At 53.6% G+C, this 17,386-nt stretch carries 15 protein-coding genes, 2 tRNA genes and 1 pseudogene; 9 read left to right on the top strand and 9 right to left on the bottom strand.

Annotated features, from left to right (window positions below; genetic code table 11):
- Positions 1-18 precede the first annotated feature (18 nt).
- A complete protein-coding gene (locus tag KO508_RS10295; protein WP_216008233.1) occupies positions 19-555 on the top strand; it encodes a DUF2058 domain-containing protein in 537 nt (178 codons plus the stop codon).
- Between the two features lie 124 nt (positions 556-679).
- A pseudogene (locus KO508_RS10300) lies at positions 680-862 on the top strand (hypothetical protein); the annotation flags it as partial.
- A gap of 7 nt (positions 863-869) precedes the next feature.
- On the opposite strand, the gene KO508_RS10305 reads toward KO508_RS10300, so the two are convergent.
- Positions 870-1,610, bottom strand: coding sequence for a 5-oxoprolinase subunit PxpA (locus KO508_RS10305; protein ID WP_216008234.1), 741 nt, complete (start codon positions 1,608-1,610; stop codon positions 870-872).
- A 268-nt stretch (positions 1,611-1,878) separates the two neighbouring features.
- Between KO508_RS10305 and KO508_RS10310 the strand changes: the two genes are divergently transcribed.
- From KO508_RS10310 to KO508_RS10335, 7 genes are all read left to right on the top strand, one after another.
- A complete protein-coding gene (locus KO508_RS10310) occupies positions 1,879-2,691 on the top strand; it encodes a TlpA disulfide reductase family protein (protein ID WP_216008235.1) in 813 nt (270 codons plus the stop codon).
- 14 nt (positions 2,692-2,705) lie between these two features.
- Positions 2,706-3,059 carry a disulfide isomerase DsbC N-terminal domain-containing protein gene (locus tag KO508_RS18840; protein ID WP_252738053.1) on the top strand — a complete coding sequence of 118 codons (354 nt, stop codon included), beginning with the start codon at positions 2,706-2,708 and terminating at the stop codon, positions 3,057-3,059.
- A complete protein-coding gene (dsbG, locus tag KO508_RS18845; RefSeq protein ID WP_354668022.1) occupies positions 3,060-3,494 on the top strand; it encodes a thiol:disulfide interchange protein DsbG in 435 nt (144 codons plus the stop codon).
- A gap of 314 nt (positions 3,495-3,808) precedes the next feature.
- Positions 3,809-4,831 carry a TRAP transporter substrate-binding protein gene (locus KO508_RS10320; RefSeq protein WP_216008236.1) on the top strand — a complete coding sequence of 341 codons (1,023 nt, stop codon included), beginning with the start codon at positions 3,809-3,811 and terminating at the stop codon, positions 4,829-4,831.
- Positions 4,832-4,925: 94 nt separating this feature from the next.
- Positions 4,926-5,465, top strand: coding sequence for a TRAP transporter small permease (locus KO508_RS10325; protein WP_216008237.1), 540 nt, complete (start codon positions 4,926-4,928; stop codon positions 5,463-5,465).
- Between the two features lie 4 nt (positions 5,466-5,469).
- On the top strand, positions 5,470-6,774 hold the full coding sequence (locus KO508_RS10330; protein WP_216008238.1) for a TRAP transporter large permease: 1,305 nt from the start codon (positions 5,470-5,472) through the stop codon (positions 6,772-6,774).
- A gap of 58 nt (positions 6,775-6,832) precedes the next feature.
- Complete coding sequence (locus KO508_RS10335; RefSeq protein ID WP_216008239.1) at positions 6,833-7,390, top strand: winged helix DNA-binding protein; 558 nt, start codon at positions 6,833-6,835, stop codon at positions 7,388-7,390.
- Between the two features lie 28 nt (positions 7,391-7,418).
- Here KO508_RS10335 and KO508_RS10340 read toward each other — a convergent pair whose 3' ends face one another.
- The 8 genes from KO508_RS10340 to alaS form a co-directional block, all read right to left on the bottom strand.
- Entirely contained in the window at positions 7,419-10,520 is a 3,102-nt protein-coding gene (locus tag KO508_RS10340; protein ID WP_216008240.1) for a molybdopterin dinucleotide binding domain-containing protein, read from the bottom strand.
- Between the two features lie 22 nt (positions 10,521-10,542).
- Entirely contained in the window at positions 10,543-11,652 is a 1,110-nt protein-coding gene (gene nrfD, locus KO508_RS10345) for an NrfD/PsrC family molybdoenzyme membrane anchor subunit (RefSeq protein ID WP_216008241.1), read from the bottom strand.
- A complete protein-coding gene (gene dsrO, locus KO508_RS10350; RefSeq protein ID WP_216008242.1) occupies positions 11,633-12,412 on the bottom strand; it encodes a sulfate reduction electron transfer complex DsrMKJOP subunit DsrO in 780 nt (259 codons plus the stop codon). The genes nrfD and dsrO overlap by 20 nt, the downstream gene beginning before the upstream one ends.
- Positions 12,413-12,658: 246 nt before the next feature.
- A tRNA-Arg gene (locus tag KO508_RS10355) sits at positions 12,659-12,735 on the bottom strand.
- 66 nt (positions 12,736-12,801) lie between these two features.
- Positions 12,802-12,891, bottom strand: a tRNA-Ser gene (locus KO508_RS10360).
- A gap of 127 nt (positions 12,892-13,018) precedes the next feature.
- Positions 13,019-13,216, bottom strand: a complete 198-nt coding sequence (csrA, locus tag KO508_RS10365; protein ID WP_200366210.1) for a carbon storage regulator CsrA — start codon at positions 13,214-13,216, stop codon at positions 13,019-13,021.
- A gap of 182 nt (positions 13,217-13,398) precedes the next feature.
- Positions 13,399-14,637 (bottom strand): aspartate kinase, encoded by a 1,239-nt coding sequence (locus KO508_RS10370; RefSeq protein WP_216008243.1) that lies wholly within the window; start codon positions 14,635-14,637, stop codon positions 13,399-13,401.
- Between the two features lie 109 nt (positions 14,638-14,746).
- Positions 14,747-17,377, bottom strand: a complete 2,631-nt coding sequence (alaS, locus tag KO508_RS10375; protein ID WP_216008244.1) for an alanine--tRNA ligase — start codon at positions 17,375-17,377, stop codon at positions 14,747-14,749.
- Positions 17,378-17,386: the final 9 nt, after the last annotated feature.

The following is a 17,386-nucleotide window of genomic DNA, read 5'->3' on the forward strand; positions in this document are numbered from 1 at the left end:
AATTAATGGAGTTATCCCATGGCGTCCCTGCAGGATCAGCTATTAAAAGCAGGTCTGGCCGATCAAAAAAAGGCCAAGGCTATTCGCAATGAAAAACACAAACAACGCAAACAGCAGCCCAAAGGCGCCGTTCAGGTTAATGAGACCGAAATCCGTGCGCGTAAAGCCCGTGAGGAAAAAGCCGAGCGCGACCGCCAGCTGAACCTTAAGCGCCAGCAAGAATCCGAGAAAAAAGCCATCCAAGCCCAGATTCGCCAATTGGTGGATACCAACAAGCTAGATCGCAGCCGGGGCGAAACGTCTTACCAGTTCGTCCACGACAAGAAAATAAAGAAGTTGTATGTGGACGACACCATAGCCGACCAGCTATCCCGCGGCCGTCTTGCTATTGTATTCGTGAATGATCACTACGAGATCGTTGCCGAGGGCGTGGCGCGCAAGATTATCGAGCGGGATGCACAAGTGGTTGTCGTGTTACACGATCGCAAGAAAGACGATGTGGGTGACGATGATCCATACGCAGGCTATGAGATTCCTGACGACCTGATGTGGTGATTATTGGGCTCCCCCCCCTTTTTTTCCCCTCAGGACAATGCAGATGCGCTATGAAAGTGGGACTGGATCTCGGCCCCACTTTTGTTGCAGCCGCAACCATATGTTACCTAAAAAAATTGAACCTCAGATTACGACAGCGTCAGAGCAGCAAACGTCCGTCGCAGAAGAGATCAACCAGAATGTCACCGGCATTCGTGACCCTACCGACCAGTCTGCGGCACCCTCCAACCAGACCGCCAGCTCCAGTTCAGAGCTGACAAAGCTGGGTAGCGAGTTACAAAACCTGGTCTCCCGGTTCAGGCTCTGACGCTGGCTCAGCCTGCCTGACCTTCAAGGGCCTGGCGGATTGCACGCACGGCGGCGACAGACTCAGGGTTGTCGCCGTGAACACAAAGGGAATCTGCTTCAAGGTGTAATGGTTTGCCGTCTATCGTCTGGAGTGGTTCGCCTCTGGCGATAGCAACAGCCTGCCCCAGAATGGTGTCGGGATCATGATGCACGGCATTTTGGGTACTGCGGGAGACAATATAGCCCTTTTCATCGTAGGCACGATCAGCAAACGCTTCCAGTAGCAGCACTACTCCGTATTCTGCGCAAAGCGTTTTCAGAAGCTGATTATCTGCCGTGGTCATCGCCATCAGTGCCAGTTCCTCTGGAGACTGGCTTAGTGCGTGGAGAATAGCCCGGAGAATAGACTCATTCCGCATCATGTCATTGTAGAGCGCACCGTGGGGCTTCACATAGCTCAGACTTCCACCCTGCGCAGCAGCGATATGACTCAGCGCACCTACCTGATAAAGCACCATGGCGTGAATCTCATCAGGGCTGCAAGCAATCGAGCGGCGCCCGAAACCCTGCAGATCCGGGTAGGCCGGGTGTGCGCCCAGGGATACCTTGTGCTCCAGCGCCAGCTTCACCGTGTTGCACATGACCATTGGATCGCCGGCATGAAAGGCGCAGGCAATGTTCGCCTGGTCGATATACGGCATCACCTGATCGTCCAGCCCCATCGTCCAGGCGCCATAGCTTTCACCAATATCACAATTCAATAGCATGTCAGTGCCCAATCAGGGTGTATCAATTAAAGGTCGGCAGTATGCCACCGTATCACATGATTATCGCATCCATTTCCGTATCAATTATCACAATACAGCCATTCGCTGAATACTTCAGGACGTTACCCATCAGGTAAGGAACAGCGGCCGCGGCCCTGCCGGATATGAAGTTGCTGCAAGCCGATCTGACAGCTAAAGACAAAGTAAGCCAGGAACTCATACGCAAACTGTCGGTCGTAGGCACGCCAATCATGAACAAGGAGAGATGATGTTATCGGTTAATATCGGCCCGCTGAGCTTACCTCTTGCCCAGCTTCTATTAATCACTGCGTTCGTAATTGCGCTGATTGTTGGCGCCATTACCGGGCGCAAGGAAGGGGTGCCCATAGCGGGCACTCTATCCGATATTTTTCTCGTTGCTTTGGCATCGGCGCGCATCGGTTTTGTCATCCAATACTTCGAGTACTACCAGGACAACCTCTGGGGCATTATCGATATCAGGGATGGCGGCTTCAGTGTCATTGCCGGTCTGCTTGGTGCAGTCTTTCTTATCGGCTGGAAGCTCTGGCGTCACCCGAAAATCCGCAGGTCACTCTCCATTGCCAGCGCTTCGGGTCTGTTGGTATGGGGCTCTTTGTCACTGTTGATATACCTTATGGAAAGCAGCTCCAGGGGCGTTCCTGATGCAACGTTCACCTTGCTGGACGGCACGCCGGTAGTGCTGGCAGAAGTGGCAGGCGACAAACCCATGGTCGTCAACCTTTGGGCCACCTGGTGCCCGCCATGCATTCGTGAAATGCCTGTATTGGAACAAGCCCAACAGGAAAATCCCGGTATCACATTTGTCTTTGTAAATCAGGGCGAACAACCGGAAACGATCAGCCGCTTTATGAGCCAACACGAGCTCTCGCTGCAGAATGTTCTGACCGATACCAGCGCCAGCCTTGGCCGGACTACCGGCAGTCAGGCCCTGCCAACAACGCTGTTCTACGATGCCAACGGCCAGCAGGTAAACGCCCACCTTGGAGAGCTTTCGCGGGCATCACTGGCCCATAACCTCAGAAGCTTTGATACCGACTGAACCGGAGACTTGTAATGCAACTAATTAAGCCCGTATTCAAATGCACACTTCTTGCCACAGCGCTGGCCGCCAGCGGTATGGCCCTGCAAGCCCAAGCGCAGGAGCAACACCCCGAAGCCGTTCAACAACTGATTGACCGTGGTGTAACGGTCGCCGGCAGTTTTGAGGCGCCCAATAACATGACCGGCTATGTTGGCGACATGCAGGGCCGCCCTATTGCTTTCTATCTCACTTCAGATGACCAACATGTGATCGTGGGAACCATGCTGAACGCCCAGGGTGAAAACCTTACCGAGGCCAAAATACAGGAGTTGGTGACAGGGCCCCAAAATGAAAAAGCCTGGAGCCAGATTGAGAACGCAGACTGAGTGCGTGACGGCGACGCCGATGCCCCCGTGATCGTCTATACCTTTACCGACCCCAACTGCCCGTTCTGCCACCGGTTCCGCCAGGCAGCAGAACCCTGGATAGACGCCGGAAAGGTACAGTTGCGCCATGTAATGGTAGGTATTCTGAGGCAGGACAGCCTGCCAAAGGCCGCGACTATTCTGGGTTCAGAGAACCCGCGTGATGCTCTGCAAGAAAACCAGCAAAACCATGGCGAAGGTGGCATTGAAGTGGATCGCAACATCGTCAGCAAGTACGCAAAAACGGTTCAGAAAAACAATCAGCTGATGTCCAGCTTGGGGCTGAGTGCCACTCCGAGCACTTACTATAAAGACAACAACGGGGCGGTCCAGATGAAACAGGGCGCTCCGCGACCCAGTGAAATGGAGGCAATCATGGGCAGCCCACAGCCTTGAGCACAATACCCATTTAAAACTCTCGGATAGAACCGGCATCCGCTGGTTCTATCTGCTCCCACCACAGCACTGACTTCTTCCCGCTCTTACCCTTAAATACAAGCACACTTTATTGATATTTTGTCGATATAACATCGAATAAACATCATCACTTTGCAACAATAAATTTGACGGCGTGATGGCTCGCGACTAGCTTTTACCAGACAAAGCACAAACCCGGTTTCAGTATTTCCGTGAAAACTCGTGCTTTAGAACGTAAACCCGCACGCACAACTGTCGCTCTCAAATATATTCAGCGCCAAGAGGCAACCATCATGACAACAAGCACCAAACCCTTTCGCCAGCGCCTTGTTTCTGTACCCTACTTGAAGCGGTTTGGAGGCGTAATTACCGCAGCCGCCCTCACTCTGGCGGCAGGCAGCGCTCAGGCGACTGACTGGGATATGCCTACACCCTACGGCGACTCCAACTTCCACACCGTTAATATCAGCCAGTTCGCTGATGATGTCAGAGAAGCAACCGACGGTGAGCTCGAAATCACGATTCACAGCAGTGGCTCTCTGATCAAACACCCGGAAATCAAAAACTCCGTTCGCCGCGGTCTTGTTCCCATTGGTGAGCTGATCATGTCGCGCCTTGCCAACGAAGACCCCCTGTTCGAAGTGGACTCAGTGCCCTACCTCGCCAGTGATTATGACCAGGCATGGAAACTCTGGCAGGCGTCAAAAGACTTACTCTCCAAGCGCCTCGAAGGCCAGCGCCTGAAGCTTCTGTTCGCCGTGCCATGGCCGCCCCAAGGAATTTACACCCAGTTTGCCGTTGAAACAGGCAATGAGCTGAAAGGTGTAAAAATGCGGGCCTATAACAAGTCCAGCGAACAACTCGCTGAACTACTTGGCGCACTGCCAACTCAAGTCGAAGTGCCAGACATACCAACTGCATTTGGAACAGGTCGCGTTGATGCCATGATTACATCCCCTTCCACAGGGGCTAATACCCGCGCCTGGGACTATCTGACGCATTTCAATCACGCGCAATTGTGGCTACCGAAAAACATGGTGGTGGTTAACGTGAAGGCTTTTAACAGCCTTCCTGAAGAAGCCCAGAAAGCTCTTGTAGACGCGGCTGAAGCGGCTGAAAAACGAGGCTGGGATGCCAGTAAAGCGGAGACGGATGCGAAGATAAAAATCATGGAGGATAACGGCATAGAAGTGTCCGAACCTTCCCCGGAGCTGGTTAAGCACCTGCAGGAAATCGGCGACACCATGACCGAAGAATGGCTAGGCCGTGCTGGCGAGAGTGGCCAGGCTCTGCTTGACGCTTATAACAAACAATAGTCATCAGGCTGCGCCAGAACAGCCGGATATCGGTTGTTCTGGCGCTCGAATTGTTCCCGCCCTGCAACAGGGGTCATAACAAAAGGACAGACCCATGCGCAGAGCACTTGATGCTTTTTACAAGTTGGGCGGTGCTCTCTCTGCACTGAGCCTGACACTCATCATGCTATTGATCGTGACTCAGGTACTTGGCCGCGTGCTCGACAAACTGATGGTCTGGGCCGGCTTTGATGCCCTGGGGCTTACGGTACCCGGCCTTGCAGAGATCGCTGCATTCCTGCTGCTTGGTGCAACATTTTTTGGCCTTGGCTATACGTTTTGGCAAGGCGGCCATATTCGCGTCACCTTGTTGCTGCAGCATCTCCCAAAATCCCTACACCGTTTGATGGATATTCTGGTAACTCTGATTGCGGTGTCCGTTACAGGCTTTGCCGCCTGGCACAGCGCGCGTCTCGCACTGGACAGCCATGATTTCGGCGACCTCTCGATCGGCATGGTTCCGGTACCCCTGTGGATTCCACAAGCCGTCATGACTCTCGGTTTGATCTGGCTTTTGGTTGCTCTGCTTGACGCCCTGTTTTTACTTGCCAGTGGCAGGATTAGCCAGCTCACCAACGAAGCCCCCGAGGAGTAAGCTCATGGAAATGATCTGGATGAGTTTGCTGCTGTTGTGTGTACTGTTGGTTCTTCTTGCGAGCGGGCTTTGGGTCGCTTTTTCACTTACTGGCATCGGATGTATAGCCCTGTTTTTCTTCAGCAGCATTCCGGTAGGAGACAGTCTTTCCACGGCCTTCTACAGCGCCAGTGTGTCCTGGGATCTCGCGGCGCTTCCGATGTTTATCTGGATGGGCGAGGTGTTGTTTCGCTCACGCTTGTCCGAAGAGATGTTCCGTGGCATTTCGCCTTGGGTTGGCAAAGTACCCGGGCGACTGCTGCATACCAATATTATCGGCTGTGGCATATTCGCGGCTATCTCTGGCTCCTCAGCCGCCACTGCCGCGACCATTGGCAAGATGTCGATACCGGAACTCAGCAACCGCGGCTACAACAAGAACCAGATTCTCGGTACTCTGGCCGGATCAGCAACCTTGGGATTGCTGATTCCACCGTCCATCATTCTGATCGTTTACGGCGTAGCAACAGAGCAATCCATCGCCCGGCTTTTTGTTGCGGGTATCCTGCCCGGCTTGATGCTGATGTCCCTCTTTGCGGGCTACGTGATGGTCTGGTCGCTAATGAACCCGTCGGGCGTGCCCGCTGGTGAGGCCGAATCTTTCTCATTCCGGGAAAAGGTACGTCGCAGCCGCCCCCTTATTCCTGTGATGCTACTCATTGTCGGTGTTATCGGCTCTATCTATGCCGGCCTGGCGTCACCGACCGAGTCAGCCGCTATCGGCGTAGCACTGGCTCACCTTCTGTCCTGGAAAAGCGGCTCATTGAGCAGGAACACGTTCGTTGACGGATTGATGGGCACCGTAAAAACGTCGTCAATGATCGCCTTCATTTTGATTGGCGCCCATTTTCTGACAAGTGCAATGGGCTTTACCGGCATCCCTCGGGAGCTTGCGGCCTGGATTGATACTCTTGGACTGTCGCCCTATATGTTGCTGCTGGCCCTGACCCTGTTTTTTATTCTGCTGGGCTGTTTTCTCGACGGCATATCCGTTGTGGTGCTGACCACCTCGGTGATTCTTCCGATGGTCAAGGCGGCGGGCATTGACCCTCTTTGGTTCGGCATCTACCTCGTGATTGTCGTGGAAATGAGCCAGATTACGCCACCGGTAGGCTTCAACCTCTTCGTTATTCAGGGGCTTACCGGAGAAAACATTCTGAGAATCGCCTGGGCCGCGCTGCCTTACTTCCTGTTGATACTGAGCGGTGTCATTCTCATCACTTTGTTCCCGGAAATCGTGACTTACCTCCCCGGAAAAATGGGGAACTAGAGAGTCCTACGGCAGACAAACCATTGAATCAAAACAGATAAAGAGTTTCTTCTTCATCATGAAAAAAACCAACGATTCTTCGCACAGTCCAGACACAGGTAGCGCCCGGCGTAAAGTGGGCCCGATTGTGTCCTCCGCCCACCTTGCCTCAGACAGTGCAATGGAATTGTCTGAGCTGGAATTCGGGCTGATTGTGGCGAGTAATGCATTTAACCGCTGGATGGTGCGCTGTATGAACGCCGCCGGCCTGCCGGAACTCAGCCCTCTGGACATACTGGTTCTCCACAGCGTGAACCATCGCGACCGCGCAAAAAAAACCGCTGACATCTGTCTGGTTCTGAACGTGGAAGATAGCCATACGGTGACTTATGCGCTCAAGAAGCTGCTGAAACACGACGTTGTCGTACCAGAAAAGCACGGCAAAGAGATCTGGTATTCAGCCACCGAGAAAGGCAAAGCGGTATGCCGCCGCTATCGCGAAATCCGTGAAGAATGTCTGGTGGATTCGCTAAGGACACTTGGGTTCTCAGGCGCCGACACCGGCGAGGTGGCGGGCTTCCTGAGAGGTATATCCGGGCTCTACGACCAGGCCGCGCGCTCAGCCGCTTCGCTCTAGCCGTAGCACCCGGAAGTCAGGTGCAGCCTTACACCATATCAGCCACAACACGCACGCGCACAGGCAAACCCTGCCGGACCGAAGCACCGCTGACATTCTCCAGCCAGGTGGCAGTGCCATCTTTGCGGGTAGGATCAGAAAAGCCCAGATCGTTGATGTTCACGCCGGCCGCCAGATAAGGGTTGCCGGCACGCTCTTCTCCATCAATGACATGGCTCGCAGCCCCCAGCTCCCTGTGGCCGTAACCATGCTCAATGCCGAGCGCACCTTCGTGTACGTTCTCCCCTACCAGGGCCAAGGCCAGCACTTTGCCCCCCGGGCTTTCAATGCTGATGGTGTCACCATGGCGCACCCCGAATTTCTCCGCATCGTTGCGGTGCAAAAGCACCGGATTGTAGGGCTTGATCATACGAAGGCGCTCAAGCCCTATGGCGTATGAGTTCATCAGGTTCGACTTGAACGAAAATGCCAACAGCGGCCACTCTTCCTCAGGATAATGATCTCTTAACAAGGATCCGTCCCAGAACCGTGGTTCATAGTGGGTCGGAGTCCCGACAAGTCTTTTGCCACTATAACTATCAATGCTGGTGCCTACCTGCTCGTTATAGACACACAATGGGCGTGCCCAGGCATGACCAAGCTTTTCGCCGTCATATGCACTCTCCATGGTTTCAAATCGACCACCGCGGGAGTACAAATGGGCGACCGGCCCTGCTTCGTCTTCAGCAACGGTGGTTTCGATTCGCTCTAGCAGCGGTTCGATTCCACTGGCGTTGATATCTTCTTGCGCCGGCGTCGGCAAGGGTTGACCTGACATGGCGATATTCGCCGCAGCACGCAAGTAAAAGTCTTCAGCCCGCTTGAGAGGGTGCATCTGACCATCAGCGCCCTCTATGGCATTGTCACCGAAGCCCGGCAGATCAAGGCGCTGAGCCAGTTCAATGAAAAAGCTATCCATACTCACCGGTTCACCGGCCGCGGTTTTTGCCTGACGCGGTTCGACAACGGGCCAGCAGGCCGTGGTCATCTTGGTGAGCGTGCCGCTCCAGGCGCCTGTAAAGCCCCAGACTTCATACATCACAGAGTCGGGAACAATGTAGTCAGCAAAACGGTTGGTTTCGTTAATGAATCCATCCACCGCCACGAACAGGCCAATGTTCTTCGGGTCTTTGATCCTTTCTTCTAGCAAAGATGTCAGGCCAGCCTGGCCGTACATCGGGTTGGCCATAACACCGATCATGGCCTTTATTCTATAGGGATATCCCTCAAGGCCTGAAAGCAAGTGTTCAGTGAGGATCGGTGGCGCGAGCGAACGCCAGGGCGCGGTCGCCGGATACGGGGACTCTCCCGCTGCCACACGACGCTTGTATTCGCTGGTTTTCTCGTACGGAAAACGTGAGCGTGAAAGAAATACACCCTTGGGCCCGACTTTTCCGGGGAAGTCCGCAAGGTTGTAGCGGGGCCCGGCACCAACACCGTTGAAGCTACCGCCGCCTTTGGCCACTCCGCCTTTCTGGTTAAAACTGCCGGCCAGCAGGTTGATCATGTTAATGCTATAGGAAGCATAGAACCCTGCACCGGACATCATGCCCCCGTGGGTATCTGCTGCCGCCATGCGCCCGAAGCTGGTGAAGCGTCTGGCCAGATTGCGGATAACATCGGCCTCAATACCACAGAACTCTGCGTACTCTTCAATGCTGTACTGCATCGCTTCCTGGCGCAGCTTGAACAATGAGCTGCGAACGGTTACCGGGCCACTGCCGGTTTCCACGGTACGCTCCACAAACAGCTGACCTTTGTCAGCGACTTCGGAACTGTCCAGCTCTCCAGCACTATTGACCACGACCGGGTAATCCTCTTCAGCCCCTGATTCCGCTAGTCCTATGTCGCTCAAACGCAGGAAATAACCAGCTCTCGGGTGGCTGCTGTCTTCAATCACCAGATGCGTGGCGTTGGTGTGGCCAGGCTCACCTGCATTCCGGGCAGCGGCGTTGCCAGGCAGAGCCAGATAATCCTTGGCGTAAGCTTCGTTCGCCAACATCCAGCGAATCAAAGCCATCGCCAGTGCGGTGTCCGTACCAGGGAGAATGGAAATCCAGCGATTCCGGTCACTGGCAGAATGGGACGCGGCAGCCGTCAGGGCCGGATCCACCAGAACATATTCCATTTCACCCGTGCTTCGTGCCTGGGACAGCAAACGTCCCTGGCGCTTGAAGGGGTTGCCGGCCTGGCTCGGCGCGGTTCCGATAAACAACGCAAACTTCACGTTGGCATAGTCCGGTTTTACGTGAGCGTTCTTCGCGAGATCGTTCATCAACGCACCGGAGCCCATACGGAACGCAAGCCCGCAGTAGGCGCCATGATGCCCGTAGTTACGGGTACCAAAGGCATTGAATGCGAAGCGCTTGAGCAGCGCAGATCGACCGTAATCTGTGGCCTCCATCATCAGAAGCTGATTGGATTTTGGCCCATACTCCGGGTTGTCCGGGTCCAGCGGCGTTTTCACATCGCGAATAGAGCGCAAGCCTTCAACCTCACCCTCACCGAACAGATCGCCACCGGCCACGATTTCATCAAGCAGCTGTTCAAACGGAATAGTTTCCCATTGATTGCTGCCCCGGGGGCCAGTTCGTTTCAGGCAGTTAAGTACTCGCTGGTCGCTGGTCAACTGGGACATAGCCGCATTGCCGCGGGCGCACGCTGTGGAACGGTTGAGCTGGCCCTGATCCTGAAAGCCGCTCATGCGCTTGAAGGCCTCCAGCACCGGCGTTCTTTCATCCAGATGCTCGTCGGACGACAACGGGTGAAAAGGGTTACCGGAAGCCCGCAGTACTTTGTCTTCATTATTATCAATACGCACCCGCACGCCGCATTTAGTAGTGCAGCCATAACAGACGGTGAAGGCAGTACGTTGTTCCGGATTGAGTGTTACCTCACCGGTTTTCGGATCGACTGAATATTCCGGCGCTAAACTATTGCCATGCAGCCGGTCAGCTGTGGCCTTGCCCGAAGTTCCGTTAACCAGACCTTTGCCCATTTTTTCCAGAGGGCCGTAGTAGCCCGCTGCGAAGGTCGCAACACCGCCTGCGGCAGCTGCACCTTTCAGGAAATTACGACGGTTCTTGTCCATAATCTCGCTCCGAAGACGTGAATCAGTGGGGACTTGTGGGGAGGCCCTTTTTCCAGGGCACCAGAATGTCAATAATCAGCAGCGCGGCCAGCCATAGCCCGAAAGTGCCGATGATACCCAGTAAGCCGCTAGACCCGGCTTCAATGGCGTAGTGGTAGTAGCCGGCGGTATTCTTCGCCACAGTCTGCACCTCCATCAACACCATCCAGCGAAAGGTCCAGCCAATGTGTACAGCCAGCAGACCCGCAATCCAGGAGCGGCCAAGCCAGCCTGGGCGGCGTAACATTACGATTGTAGACAGCGTAAGAGCTATACCCACCAGCAAGCCGTAAATCGCCACCGCACGCCATTCCGGATTTCCCTGTAGAGACACCAGCGCCTGTTCTACCGAAGGACTGAAACCGGTAATGCCTTCTGAAATCCATAATGCCGCCACCAACGCAGACAGAACCATGCTGACGAAAACCACCTTCAGACTCTGTTCGTTAACGTCTTCATCGTTACCGGTCATCAGACGGTTAATTAAAATAACCAGTCCCGCAGCAGCAACCAGCCCTGTCAGTGCGAACATGACCGGTAACCAGAGGGTATCCCATAGTGGTCGCGCTTTTACGATAGCGACTTCAGCGCCGGTATAAATCATGATACCCAGAGAAAACAGCAGTGCCCCAAGGCCTGAAACCACCAGCATCCAACGTGGCGCATGCCACTGACCCAGGCTTATCCAGCCAGACAGCTTGGCAATCCAACCCTCACCCTGCGCCTGTTCCTGCATGGCAGGCCGCCAGGCAAGCCATGCATAAGCGACAACCAACAAGAGATACACCGGCAATAAAAGGCTGCCGATCGACATCCAGGACCAGGGAGTGAGGTTGGCGTAGAAGTGCCAGAACCTTAGCGGTTGGTGCAAGTCTGCCAACAGTGCAACCGGGCCTACCAGTGTGCAACTGACCGTGACCAACAGCGCTACTTTTGCCAGAGGCTGGTAGTTCTTCTTGCCCAGCAACAACCCCGGAACCGTCAGCAACAAAGCCGAATAAGACACGGCAATCATGAAAAAATACTGTACCGCCCACGGATACCAGGCAATACCGTAACGGGGAGCGAGAACCTCAATGACCGCTGAATTCATAGCCTATCTCCTCACCTTGTTGATCGCGCACATCCCAGATTGCGGGCTTGGCATCCGGCCGGGACACAAATCGTTCATCCATACCCAGGTAGAACACATGAGGGGCTGTACCCATTTCCGGTTTAAGCACCATCAATTCGCTGTAGTGCTCTTTCATCATGCGGCTGATCTGACTGTCCGGATCGTGAAGGTCGCCAATAATGCGAGCTCCACCCACACAGGATTCGACGCAGGCCGGCAGCAATCCGACATCAAGTCGGTGGGCACAGAAGGTGCACTTATCCGCCGTCTGGGTATGTTCGTTTATAAACCGTGCGTCATAAGGGCAGGCCTGCACGCAGTAGGCACAGCCAACGCACACCTCGTTATCCACCACGACAATACCGTCCTGTCGCTGAAACGTGGCCTGCACCGGGCATACGGGCACACAGGGCGGGTTTTCACAGTGATTGCATAGCCGAGGCAACATGAAAGTTGCCGAATCACCAGTCTCTTCATGCTCAACTTCGTACTGGGAGACGATCGTGCGGAAATTACCCAAGGGGGCTTCATTTTCAATGTGGCAGGAGACAGTGCAGGCCTGACAGCCAATGCAGGCCCTGAGGTCGATCAGCATGGCATAGCGCTTCTCAGGATCACCCTCTCTTCGCGGCGGCTGATCATTTATAGCTGCGGAAGCGACGCTGCTTAGCGGAACCAGAGCGGCTCCGGCTGTCAGTTTAGCAATCTGTCCTAGCAGAGCGCGGCGGATCTTATCCATGACGTCTCCATTCGATAGCGCTGGAGGTTAATTGATGAGGCAACTATCGAAAGTCTATCAAGGCAAGATTGGGCAAGTTTGACGATGGTCAATTCGAACTGCAGAGGCTGTAGGGGTATCCCCTGACAAAAGAAGGAAATAGTGCGGGTTTCAGTCGAACCTCTTTCGGTTCAAATTCTCCCAGCTATAGAATGCAAAATGCCTCAGGCTGTGGGGTGCACAAGCTGAGGCATTTTGACTTGAATATGGCGCGGCTGGGAGGATTCGAACCTCCGACCGCTCGGTTCGTAGCCGAGTACTCTATCCAGCTGAGCTACAGCCGCGCATTGATCACTTTCTCTGGTTGAAAGCAACTTCAACCTGTTCCGCTTTTCTTATCAAAAAGAAAGTGGCGGAGAGGGAGGGATTCGAACCCTCGGTACGATTTCTCGTACGGTTCCTTAGCAGGGAACTGGTTTCAGCCACTCACCCACCTCTCCTTCAGAACGGGGCGTATACTACCATAATTTTTCTGTTTTCATAGGGTTGACACGATTTTTTTAGCCTTCGTTTTCACTAAATACAAAAAAGCCGCTCAGATTCACCCTGAACGGCCTTTTTTGCTACTTAGCTGTTGCCGGGTTCCGGCTCATCTACGCCTTTTTCAGACTGAATGCGCTGGTAAATTTCTTCACGGTGTACAGCAACTTCTTTCGGTGCGTTTACCCCGATACGCACTTGGTTACCTTTTACCCCGAGCACAGTTACGGTGATATCATCACCAACCATCAAAGTTTCGCCAACGCGGCGAGTTAGAATCAACATATTCCTTACTCCCTATCCTGAGCTACCTGTTCCGACAAGTAATTTTTTAATTGGTTCTACGTTTATAGTGAGATCACTGGCTGACCAAAAGCCGCACATTCCCTTATACGGTCTCATGCGAGCATAAGGTCAGAAAATAAACCTCTTTTTATTACGCCCTGAAAACCAGACAAAAGCCCATGTTACAAGGTTTCTTCTACCCCAGGCTTGTCTAGCTCAAACGCACTGTGCAGGGCGCGAACCGCAAGCTCAAGATATTTCTCGTCGATCACCACAGAAATCTTGATTTCCGATGTGGAGATCATCTGGATATTAATGCCCTCAACCGAAAGAGCTTCGAACATTTTGGTTGCTACACCAGCATGGGAGCGCATACCAACGCCAACAATACTGACCTTTGCAATTTTTGTGTCGCCGCTTACACCGCGGGCACCGAGTTCGTCTGATACTCTCTGGAGAACGCTTTTGGCCCGATTAAAGTCATCACGGTGAACCGTAAAGGTAAAAGCTGTCCGATTATCTTCACCCACATTCTGGACAATCATGTCCACGCCGATATTCGCGTCACTCACTGGCTTTAGAATGCTCAGCGCGCTACCCGGGGTATCGGGCACGCCCGAGATAGTAACTTTGGCTTCATCACGGTTAAAAGCGATGCCGGAGACGACCGGTTGTTCCATGGCGATTTCTTCCTCAAATGTAATCAGGGTGCCCTCACCTTCTTTAAAGCTGGAGAGAACCCTCAACGGAACGTTGTATTTGCCCGCAAATTCTACGGCACGAATCTGGAGTACTTTGGAGCCCAGACTCGCCATTTCCATCATTTCTTCAAATGTGATTTGCTCCAGACGACGAGCACTGTCCACAACTCTGGGGTCAGTGGTATAAACACCGTCCACATCGGTATAAATCTGACATTCATCAGCCTTTAACGCTGCCGCCAAAGCGACGGCTGTGGTGTCTGAGCCACCCCGGCCCAACGTTGTAATATTGCCGTGCTCATCAACACCTTGAAACCCGGCAACCACCACCACACGGCCAGCATTCAAATCTTTGCGCATGCGCTGCTCATCGATCTGCTTGATACGGGCTTTAGTATGCATACTGTCAGTCAATATGCGCACCTGAGAACCTGTGTAGGAGCGAGCATCACACCCTAGCTTCTGCAGTGCCATACTAAGAAGAGCGATGGTTACCTGCTCCCCGGTGGAGACCAGAACATCCATTTCGCGCGGCGCGGGCTCTTCCATAATACTGCTGGCCAGAGCAATCAACCGGTTGGTTTCGCCACTCATAGCTGAGACCACCACCACCACGTCATGACCTTCGTTACGGAAGCCGCGCACTTTTTCGGCAACCGCTTCTATCCTCTCGGCGGTACCCACCGAGGTGCCACCAAATTTCTGAACCAACAGAGCCATTATTTTTCCAGTATCCGAATCAGAGATCTGTGACAGAGCTAAGCGCCCTGCCAGTCAGTAAACAAGCGGCCAGAATTATAAACCCCGACCGCTTCAGAAAAATAGTTGCTTAAGCGAGATTTTTTTCAACCCACTCAGGCACACCAGCAAGAGCCTCGGCGAGCTTGGAGGGGTCATTGCCTCCGCCTTGCGCCATATCGGGTCGACCGCCGCCCTTGCCATCAACCAAGCCAGCAAGGTGCTTCATTAGGTCACCTGCTTTGACTTTACCTGTTGCGGACTTGGTTACACCTGCGACCAGAGTCACCTTCCCATCTTCAACACTGGCAAGCACTACGACACCTTCGCCGAGCTTGTTTTTAAGCTGATCAGTTGTTTCCATGAGTGCCTTTCGATCGGCACCCGCCAGCTCAGAAGCAACCACCTTGAGGCCTGCAACATCTACAGCAGAATCGGCCAGATCGCTTCCCGCGGAACTGGCGAGTTTTGCCTTCAGTGCATCTACATCTTTCTCCAGCTGTCGATTACGATCAATCGTCTGCTGCACTTTATCGATAACCGTTTCTCGGCTGCCTTTTACTAAGCGAGCGGCTTCACGCAGCGTGCGTTCAGTATCATCTACCCACTCAAGAGCACCAAAACCGGTAACCGCTTCGATACGGCGAACGCCGGAGGAAATACCGCTTTCGGATGTAATACGGAACAGCCCTATGTCGCCAGTGCGAGCAACGTGGGTACCACCGCATAGCTCAACCGAGTAACGATCCGAGCCCATGCTCAACACACGAACAACGTCGCCATACTTTTCACCGAACAAGGCCATAGCACCCTTTTGCTGCGCCTTTTCCATATCGGTAGTTTCGGTTTCTACAGCCGTATTACCTAGAATCTGCTCATTTACCTGACGTTCGATTTCTTTCAGCTGCTCCGGCGTTACAGCTTCGAAGTGTGAAAAATCGAAACGCAGTTTGTCTGAATCAACCAAAGAGCCCTTTTGCCCTACATGGTCACCCAGCACCTTGCGCAATGCCGCATGAAGCAAGTGCGTAGCGGAATGATTGCGACGAATACGCTCGCGGCGTGCGTGGTCGATGCGGGCATCCACCTCTAGCCCTTCGAACAATTCACCTTCTATGAGAGTACCTACGTGCAGGTGATTATCACCGTCTTTGCGGGTATCGGTTACCTTGAAGCGACCGCCGCTCCATGTCAGCAGCCCGGTATCGCCTATCTGGCCGCCGGACTCGGCGTAAAAGGGGGTTCTTTCCAAAACCACAACCGCCTCATCACCGGCTTCGGCGTTTTTCATTTCGCCGTTCACAATCACAGCTCGGATACGCTCATGGCCATCAATCTGATCGTAGCCGGTAAATTCGGTTTTACCATCTATGCTCAGGCCGGTTGCATTGTAATCGATACCAAATTTACTGGCCGCTCTTGCCCGCTCACGCTGGCTTTCCATGGCTTTTTCGTAACCTTGGTAATCCAGTGTCAAACCACGCTCTCTGGCGATGTCGTTGGTAAGGTCCACTGGAAAGCCGTAGGTATCGTACAAGGTGAAGATGGTTTCTCCCGGAATAACATCGCCTTCAAGCTCGGCAATATCCTGCTCCAACAAGCGCAGACCTTTATCCAGAGTTTTTACAAACTGCTCTTCTTCCTGCAGCAAAACCCTCTCTATCTGTTTTTGGCCGCTTACCAATTGCGGGTAAGCCTCTCCCATCAAATCGACCAACGCACTCGTGAGCTTGTAGAAAAACGGGCCTTTCGCGCCCAGCTTATTGCCATGACGGGCGGCACGACGAATGATGCGCCGTAAAACAAAACCACGGCCTTCATTCGAAGGCATTACGCCGTCGGAAATCAAGAACGCACAGGAACGAATATGGTCGGCAACCACTCGCAAGCTCGCTTCGGTGGTGGCAGCACCGCCAAGGATGTCGGAAGCGGCTTTCAGCAGATCGTCAAAAAGATCGATTTCGTAATTGCTGTGTACGCCCTGCAAAACGGCTGTTACCCGCTCCAGCCCCATGCCCGTATCCACGGAGGGCTTTGGAAGGTTAAGCATTTCACCATCTGCGGTGCGATTGTACTGCATAAAGACCACGTTCCAGATCTCAATGTAGCGGTCTCCGTCCTCCTCGGGGCTTCCGGGAGGGCCTCCGGCTACATCGGGGCCGTGATCGTAGAAAATCTCAGTACAGGGGCCGCAAGGGCCGGTATCGCCCATCTGCCAGAAGTTGTCTGAAGCATAGGGAGCACCGCCGTTATCACCGATACGGACAATGCGATCTGCTGGCACGCCTACTTCTTTATTCCAAATATCGTAGGCTTCGTCATCGTCTGCGTAGACGGTTATCCAGAGCTTTTCAGAAGGCAGGTTCAGCCACTGCTCTCCGGTCAGGAAGGTCCACGCATAGTTAATGGCTTCGCGCTTGAAGTAGTCGCCGAAGCTGAAGTTGCCCAGCATTTCGAAGAATGTATGATGGCGCGCCGTGTAACCCACGTTTTCCAAATCGTTATGCTTGCCGCCGGCACGAACGCATTTTTGAGAGCTGGTTGCGCGGGTGTAGTTACGCTCCTCACGACCCAAAAACACGTCTTTGAACTGGTTCATCCCCGCATTGGTAAACAGCAGTGTCGGATCATCTGCCGGCACCAACGAGCTGCTTGAAACAATGGAGTGACCTTGCTGTTTGAAATAATCAAGAAATGCCTGTCGCAACTCTGCGGTTTTCATAGCCCTTTG

The organism is Marinobacter salexigens (assembly GCF_018860765.1).
GTDB classification, from domain to species: domain Bacteria; phylum Pseudomonadota; class Gammaproteobacteria; order Pseudomonadales; family Oleiphilaceae; genus Marinobacter; species Marinobacter salexigens_A.

Bases quoted from the DNA above. Each gene is read 5' to 3' on its own strand.
- KO508_RS10295 (WP_216008233.1), top strand. From the start codon at position 19: ATGGCGTCCCTGCAGGATCAGCTATTAAAAGCAGGTCTGGCCGATCAA.
- KO508_RS10305 (WP_216008234.1), bottom strand. From the start codon at position 1,610: ATGCTATTGAATTGTGATATTGGTGAAAGCTATGGCGCCTGGACGATG.
- KO508_RS10310 (WP_216008235.1), top strand. From the start codon at position 1,879: ATGTTATCGGTTAATATCGGCCCGCTGAGCTTACCTCTTGCCCAGCTT.
- KO508_RS18840 (WP_252738053.1), top strand. From the start codon at position 2,706: ATGCAACTAATTAAGCCCGTATTCAAATGCACACTTCTTGCCACAGCG.
- KO508_RS10320 (WP_216008236.1), top strand. From the start codon at position 3,809: ATGACAACAAGCACCAAACCCTTTCGCCAGCGCCTTGTTTCTGTACCC.
- KO508_RS10325 (WP_216008237.1), top strand. From the start codon at position 4,926: ATGCGCAGAGCACTTGATGCTTTTTACAAGTTGGGCGGTGCTCTCTCT.
- KO508_RS10330 (WP_216008238.1), top strand. From the start codon at position 5,470: ATGGAAATGATCTGGATGAGTTTGCTGCTGTTGTGTGTACTGTTGGTT.
- KO508_RS10335 (WP_216008239.1), top strand. From the start codon at position 6,833: ATGAAAAAAACCAACGATTCTTCGCACAGTCCAGACACAGGTAGCGCC.
- KO508_RS10340 (WP_216008240.1), bottom strand. From the start codon at position 10,520: ATGGACAAGAACCGTCGTAATTTCCTGAAAGGTGCAGCTGCCGCAGGC.
- nrfD (WP_216008241.1), bottom strand. From the start codon at position 11,652: ATGAATTCAGCGGTCATTGAGGTTCTCGCTCCCCGTTACGGTATTGCC.
- dsrO (WP_216008242.1), bottom strand. From the start codon at position 12,412: ATGGATAAGATCCGCCGCGCTCTGCTAGGACAGATTGCTAAACTGACA.
- csrA (WP_200366210.1), bottom strand. From the start codon at position 13,216: ATGTTGATTCTAACTCGCCGCGTTGGCGAAACTTTGATGGTTGGTGAT.
- KO508_RS10370 (WP_216008243.1), bottom strand. From the start codon at position 14,637: ATGGCTCTGTTGGTTCAGAAATTTGGTGGCACCTCGGTGGGTACCGCC.
- alaS (WP_216008244.1), bottom strand. From the start codon at position 17,377: ATGAAAACCGCAGAGTTGCGACAGGCATTTCTTGATTATTTCAAACAG.